Raw genomic sequence first — 6746 nt, 5'->3', positions numbered from 1 at the left:
TGAACCCACCGTCGGCGTGGCCGGGGGCGCGTGGTGGGTCGGGACGACCCACCCTACGGGCTACATGCTTGGCGGGCGTGCGGGAACAATGGGTAGGGTGGGTTCTTTGAACCCACCGTCGGCGTGGCCGCGGGCGCGTGGTGGGTCGGGACGGTCCAGCCCACGGGCTGCGGCGCCCCCGGCGCGGCAGCGCCGGATCGCGCCCGCCCGCCCCCAGGCGGGCGCGATGCTCGCGCCCACCCGGTCGGGCGCGATCCTCCTCTCGGGTGGCGGGCGGGGCGGACTGCGGGCTGGGTTGCTTGAACCCACAGTCAGCGTGGCTGCGGGTGAGTGGTGGGTCGGGTCGATCCACCTGCGGGCTCGATCCATCGCGATCTTGCGCGCGGGGTGGCGGAGCCGGATTGGGCGGGCGCTGTGCCGACGGGTGTGTTCAGGGAGTAGGGTGGGTGAAACCCACCGACGCGAAAGCGTTCGACGGCGAAGTGGTGGGTTGCCACCCACCCTCCGCTTGCTTGATTCGGATATTATTTATTTGTATTAATTCTTAGAGTGCAATTTTGAGCGATGAACCTATGGATAGAGAGCGAGTATCAATACGATTTGGTGGTGGCTTGGCTGACGAGCATAGGCTACCGGCATACGCGGGAATGGAGAGCATTTCAGGGATATCTCGGTCGATCTTAATTCCAATTCATTACTTGCATGAAGGCCATGTTCGTAGGCGAAAATTTCGTCGATTTAAATATGATGTAAATATTGTGGCGTTGCGCGAGGGGAGTTTTGAAGCATTTATTGAAATTGTTTCGTCTAAGGAATTTTTGATACCAGCTGCGGCGATATTATCTGGTAGTACTGGAAGTTACTTTTTGATTAAATTCTTGGAACTTATTTGGAATTCTGTCCTTGGGAATGAGCCAGATTCAAAATTTGAGAAGCAAGTTAGAGACGGGGGCATCCCGTCAGGTGATATTGACGCTATAGCAGACGCGACCGAGCCAGCTTTGAGGCGCGGCCACACGGTTATCAACAATTATGGCGTCATAAATTGTAATATCTCGCGTGAAGACGAATCTATCGCGTTACTGGATGCTGATTCAAAGGAATACGTCTGGACGAATGTAATAGACCGAGAGCCAAAGATAAAAAGGTTTAGTGTTGCGGGCTATTACGTGAATAGCAGACAAGGTCGCGTCTTTGATTACGAAGAGAGGCGAACTTTGCCATTTGAAATTGACGGAAGCGCAGATAAAGAGACATTGGTCGTGATCGGGGACAGTTTGAATAGGTACAATAGAGCAAGAATTGGAGGCGCTCGACCGTCGGAAATATCTGCGATTTTTACGTCAATAAATAGTATCAGCGGTAAAATAAAAAAGATTTTTATACCACAAGCAAGACGCGAAGTAGAAGAACTAAATTTGTTTGGGGACGAGTGAGGCATCACACCAACCGCCCCTGCTCCACCGCCGCGCGCACGAAATCCGCGAACAGCGGGTGTGGCTCGAAGGGTTTCGACTTCAGCTCGGGGTGGAACTGCACGCCGATGTACCACGGGTGGCCGGGGATCTCGACGATCTCGGGCAGGCGGCCGTCGGGGGACATGCCGCTAAACCGCAGGCCTGCGCCTTCGAGCTTTTCGCGGTAGCCCAGCGCCACCTCGTAGCGGTGGCGGTGGCGCTCGCTAATCGTCAGGCTGTCGTAGATGCCGGCGACCTGGCTGCCGTCGGACAAAATGGCGTCGTAGGCGCCCAGCCGCATGGTGCCGCCCTTGGCGTCGGTGATCTCGCGCTTGATGGTGCGGTTGCCCTCGAGCCATTCCTTGAGGTGGTAGATCACCGGCTCGAAGCGGCGCTGGCCCGTTCCTGCAATCCCCGCTTCGTGGTCGAACTCCTCCGATCCGGCGCGCTCGACGCCGAGCAGGTTGCGGGTGGCCTCGATCACCGCCATCTGCATGCCCAGGCAGATGCCGAAATAGGGCACGTTGCGCTGGCGCGCGAACTGGGCGGCGCGGATCATGCCCTCGGTGCCGCGCTCGCCGAAGCCGCCGGGCACCAGGATGCCCTCGAAGTCCTCGAGCCAGGGGGCGGGGTCCTCGCGCTCGAAGATTTCCGAGTCGAGCCATTTCGGGTTGACCTTGACCCGGTTGGCGATGCCGCCATGGGTCAGCGCCTCGGCGATCGACTTGTAGGCGTCGCCGAGCTGGGTGTACTTGCCGACGATGGCGATGTTGACCTCGCCGTCGGGGTTGTGCACCGAGTCGATGACGTGCTCCCAGCGCGCCAGGTCGGGGCGCGGCGCGGGGGCGATGCGGAAGGCGTCGAGCACCGCCTGGTCGAGCCCGACGCGGTGGTAGGCCAAGGGCGCCTCGTAGATGGTGGTGAGGTCGAGCGCGGGGATCACGGCTTCCGCGCGCACGTTGCAAAACAGCGCCAGCTTGGCGATCTCCTTCTCGGGGATCGGCTTTTCGGTGCGGCAGACCAGCACGTCGGGCGCGATGCCGATCGAGCGCAGCTCCTTGACCGAGTGCTGGGTGGGCTTGGTCTTGAGCTCTCCCGAGGCGGCGAGGTAGGGCAGCAGCGTGAGGTGCATGTAGATGCACTGGCCGGCCGGGCGCTCCTGGCCGAACTGGCGGATCGCCTCGAAGAAGGGCAGGCCCTCGATGTCGCCCACGGTGCCGCCGATCTCGCACAGCATGAAGTCGGACTCGGCGTCGCCGATGGCGATCCAGTCCTTGATCTCGTCGGTGACGTGGGGGATGACCTGGATGGTCTTGCCCAGGTAGTCGCCGCGGCGCTCCTTCTCGAGCACGTTCTGGTAGATGCGGCCCGAGGAGACCGAGTCGGTGCGCCGCGCCGGCACGCCGGTGAAGCGCTCGTAATGGCCCAGATCGAGGTCGGTCTCGGCGCCGTCGTCGGTGACGAAGACCTCGCCGTGCTCGAAGGGCGACATGGTGCCGGGGTCGACGTTGAGATAGGGGTCGAGCTTTCTGAGCCGCACGGTGTAGCCGCGCGCCTGCAAGAGCGCGCCCAAGGCGGCGGAGGCGAGGCCCTTGCCGAGGCTGGAGACCACGCCGCCGGTGATGAAGATGTAACGTGCCATGCCCGATCCCGTGGTTATCGGGGTGCGGGCGGCGCGGCCCGGGCATCCCCCCTTATTTCGTTCCACGGGATTTGAGGGATACTAGATTCGGGGGCAGCGGGCAAGGCGCGCGGGGCGCGGCGGGGGGCCCGGGCCGGCGAAACGGCCCCGGCGTGGCACCGGGGCCGCAGTGCGCGCGGAGGACGGGCCCCGCGCCGGGTCGCGCTCAGGCCGGGCTCAGGCGGCGAACCACCAGCGCTCGCCGCTCTTCTGGCCGTCGAGCTCCCAGTTCGAGGCGATCTGCGCGGGCAGCCCGATCTTGCACGACACCGCCTGGGTGTAGGACATGAACATCGGGATGATGGTGCCGCCGTCCTGGTTCACCAGCTGCTGCATGCGCACATACATCTCGCGCCGCTTGGCGGTGTCGAGCTCGGCGCGGGCCTCGATCAGGAGCTTGTTGAACTCGGCATTGTCCCAGTGCGATTCGTTCCAGTCGGCGCCCTTGGCGTAGACCTGGCTGAAGATCCAGTCCTCGGTCGGGCGGCCGCCCCAGTAGCCGGCGCAGAACGACTTCACCAGCCAGATGTTCGACCAGTAGCCGTCGTCGGGCGCGCGCGTGAGCTTGATGTTGACGCCGGCCTTGGCGGCGGACTGCTGGAACAGCGAGGCGGCCGAGACCGCGCCCTCGAAGGCGGTGTTGGCGACCCAGAGCTGGACCGAGAGCTTGCTGAGCTTGGCCTTCTTGAGGTGGAACCTGACCTTGTCGGCATCGAAATGGCGCTGTGGCATCTCGGCGGCCGTGGCGCGGTAGATGTTGGCCGGGCCCACGGGGCTGTCGTTGCCCAGCTGGCCGTAGCCGCGCAGCACCGTCTTCAGGATCTCCTTGCGGTCGATGGCGTATTTCATCGCCAGGCGCACGTGGTTGTCGGTGAACGGCGCGCGGTCGCACATCATCGGGAACACCGCGTGCTTGTTGCCGTAGGTCTGGAACACCTTGAGCCGGGGGTTCTTCTCGAGCAGGGAGACGGTCTTGAGCTCGAGGTTCGACATCACGTCGATCTTGCCGCTAATCAGCGCCGAGGTGCGCGCGGTGACGTCGGGGATGAACAGGTTCTCGATCGAGTCGAACCAGGCCGCGTTGGGTTTCCAGTAGTTGGGGTTGCGCGTGGTCTGGGTGTTCACGCCGGGCTCGAACTTGACCAGCTTGTAGCCGCCGGTGCCATCGCCCGATTGCCAGTCCATCGTGCCGTCGGCCTTGGCCGGGCAGATGCCGAGGTGGTAGTCCGAGACGAGGTAGGGGAAGTCGGCGTTGCCGCCCTCGAGCGTGAACACCACGGTGTCCTTGCCGTCGGCCTTGACGTTGGTGATCGGGCGCACGATGCCCTTGGCGCCGGACTCCGATTTCGGGCCCATATGGTGCTGGAAGGTGGCGACGATGTCGGCGGCCTCGAGCGGCTTGCCGCTGTGGAACTCGACGCCCTTGCGGAGCTTGAAGGTCCAGGTCGCGGCGTCCTTGGAGGCCTCCCAGCTCTCGGCCAGCTCGGGGCGCAGCTTGTTGTCGGGGCCGATCTCGGTGAGGTTGTTCCTCAGCTGACCCATGCTGACCTGTTCCATGTAGGTGTCGAGGATCTTCGCCGGGTCGAGCGTGTCGGTGCTGGCGCCGCCGGTCAGGCCCTGCCTGAGGTGGCCGCCGCGCCGGGGCGCGGCCGCCAGTGCCGTGCCCATCATCGTCTCGGCGGCGGCGACGCCGGCGCCGAGCGCGATGGCGCCCTCCATGAAGGCGCGCCGGCTGATGCGGCCGGCGGCGAGGCTTTCTTTCAGGTCGTCGAGAGTGGTCATGATGGTCCTCCGTGCCGATGCGGCGGGGCGCACAGCCCGCGCCGCCGGTCTGTTCTGTCTGGTTGTCCTGAGTTCTGGGTTGGGTCGGTCCCGGCGCAAGTCGCTGAGGCGCCGAGGTTAGCCGAGCGCGACGCCGCGGGCAAATGCTATGAGGGCCGGCTGGCAGGCGCGAAGCGGCTTGCCGCGCCGGGTGCGGGCGGGGCCTCCTGGCCCGGCGCCCGCCGGCGTCGTCACTTGCTGGCCGGCGCGCCCGCGCTGCCGCCGGAAGTGCTGCCGGTCGCGCCGCCGGAGGTGCCGCCGGTCGCGCCGCCGGAGGTGCCGGTGGTGGCGCTGCCGGAGGGGCCGGTGGTCGCGCTGCCCGAGGTGCCGGTCGCGGGGGCCGGGGTCGTGCCTTCGGCCGGGGCGGGCGGCACCACGTCGCTCGGGGCCGGGGCTGGCTGCGACAGGTTGGGCAGCGGCAGCTGGGTGCCCTGCTGCTGCTTCTGGCCCCCGCCGGTGGTGCCGGTGGTGCCGCTGCTGCCCTGGATGCGCTCGAGCACCGAGCCGGCGCCGCCGCCGCCGCGGGCCAGGATGGTCAGCGTCATCGAGGTGGCGAGAAAGCCGATCGCCAGCGCCCAGGTGATCTTGGCCAGCGCCGTGGTGGCGCCGCGCTGCGAGATCAGTCCGCCGCCACCGCCGCCGATGCCGAGCGCCCCGCCCTCGGAGCGCTGCAGCAGCACCACGCAGATGAGGCAGATGGCGAGGACCAGGTGGATGATAAGGACGACGTTCAGCATCTGGAATCCGCTTGCTCGACTTTCGCTCTTGCGCCGGCGGGGGCCTCGTTCGGTGCGCCTTCTAGCCGGTGCGGTCGCGGTTGTCGAATGGAAAGGGACGACTCGCGGGGCCCGCAAACACCGGCGGGGCCCCTGGGGGCGCCGCCGGGTCTTCGTGACGCTTGCCGCGTCGTATCGGGATGGATCGGTGGCGCGCCCTCGTTTGGGGTTCTCTGGGTCGTACCTCCGTCGCCGGAGGGTGCAGTCACGTCTCGTCACACTCTACGCATCAGAGTTCGGGCTGCGCCGCCCATCCCATCCGCCTCGGTCCAGATTCGTGCCACGCAGCACACAACCTGGGAATCACGTCCATATTCTTGTCTATCCTTAGGGTTGAAATTGGGTCAGTTCTCCGAATTTGTCAAGATTTAGGCAAGGCCACCCCGGTTAAGTCATCGTTCTCGCGGCCGGGGGCCCGACTGGCGCCCCGACTGGCGCCCGACCGGCGGCGCCGGAACGGCCGCGGCCGGACCCCGATGCTGCGGCAAAATTGAAAAGTTTTTCTTAACGGAGCCAGGGGGATCGTGCGGATTTCGCGCGGGACCGGGGCGGGGCCCAATGCCGCTTTGCGGGTCGGCGTGCGGACCCCGGGCGCCCGAGGCGGGCGCGTCGGGCAGGCGGGTCTCAATGGAAGTCGCGGCTGGGGAAGAGTCGCTTGGCCTGCTCGCGCGGGTGGCGGGCGACGGGGGCCGGCGGGCCGCGGCGCGCCTCGTCGGGGCGCGGCGTCTGGGGCGGCGTCTGGGGCGGCGTCTGGGGCGGCGTCTGGGGCGGCGTCTGGGGCGGCAGGCCGAGGCGGTCGATCAGCGGCGAGAGGTCCTCGACGCGCCAGGCGATCAGGTGGGCGACCGCGCCCTCGCGCTGCAGCCGGCCGGTCAGGCGCAAGAGCCGCCCGGCGATCACGGCGCGGCGGAAGCGCTCGTAGACCCGGGGCCAGACGATGGCGTTGATGACGCCGGTCTCGTCCTCCAGCGTCATGAAGATCACGCCCGAGGCGGTGCCCGGGCGCTGGCG

Annotated in this window: 5 protein-coding genes; 1 reads left to right on the top strand and 4 read right to left on the bottom strand. The window is 66.2% G+C overall.

What is annotated here, in order from left to right:
- Positions 1–572: 572 nt before the first annotated feature.
- On the top strand, positions 573–1436 hold the full coding sequence (locus tag AC32QD_RS07120; protein ID WP_492009795.1) for a DUF7946 domain-containing protein: 864 nt from the start codon (positions 573–575) through the stop codon (positions 1434–1436).
- A gap of 4 nt (positions 1437–1440) precedes the next feature.
- Here the strand turns inward: AC32QD_RS07120 and pyrG are convergent, their stop codons facing one another.
- The 4 genes from pyrG to AC32QD_RS07100 form a co-directional block, all read right to left on the bottom strand.
- Entirely contained in the window at positions 1441–3099 is a 1659-nt protein-coding gene (gene pyrG / locus AC32QD_RS07115; protein WP_492009794.1) for a CTP synthase, read from the bottom strand.
- Positions 3100–3315: 216 nt separating this feature from the next.
- On the bottom strand, positions 3316–4920 hold the full coding sequence (locus AC32QD_RS07110) for an ABC transporter substrate-binding protein (protein ID WP_492009793.1): 1605 nt from the start codon (positions 4918–4920) through the stop codon (positions 3316–3318).
- A gap of 230 nt (positions 4921–5150) precedes the next feature.
- The gene (gene secG / locus AC32QD_RS07105; protein WP_492009792.1) at positions 5151–5696 is read right to left on the bottom strand and encodes a preprotein translocase subunit SecG; all 546 of its coding nucleotides are present in this window, start codon (positions 5694–5696) and stop codon (positions 5151–5153) included.
- Between the two features lie 663 nt (positions 5697–6359).
- On the bottom strand, positions 6360–6746 hold a 387-nt coding region (locus AC32QD_RS07100; RefSeq protein ID WP_492009791.1), incomplete at its 5' end, for an OB-fold nucleic acid binding domain-containing protein.

It is taken from the genome of Thermohalobaculum sp. (assembly GCF_058622915.1).
The sequence above is the reverse complement of the archived record's forward strand: the minus strand, read 5'-3'. Positions and strand labels throughout refer to the sequence as shown.

Excerpts from the sequence above, each read along its gene's own strand:
- AC32QD_RS07120 (WP_492009795.1), top strand. The coding sequence starts at position 573 with ATGGATAGAGAGCGAGTATCAATACGATTTGGTGGTGGCTTGGCTGAC.
- pyrG (WP_492009794.1), bottom strand. The coding sequence starts at position 3,099 with ATGGCACGTTACATCTTCATCACCGGCGGCGTGGTCTCCAGCCTCGGC.
- AC32QD_RS07110 (WP_492009793.1), bottom strand. The coding sequence starts at position 4,920 with ATGACCACTCTCGACGACCTGAAAGAAAGCCTCGCCGCCGGCCGCATC.
- secG (WP_492009792.1), bottom strand. The coding sequence starts at position 5,696 with ATGCTGAACGTCGTCCTTATCATCCACCTGGTCCTCGCCATCTGCCTC.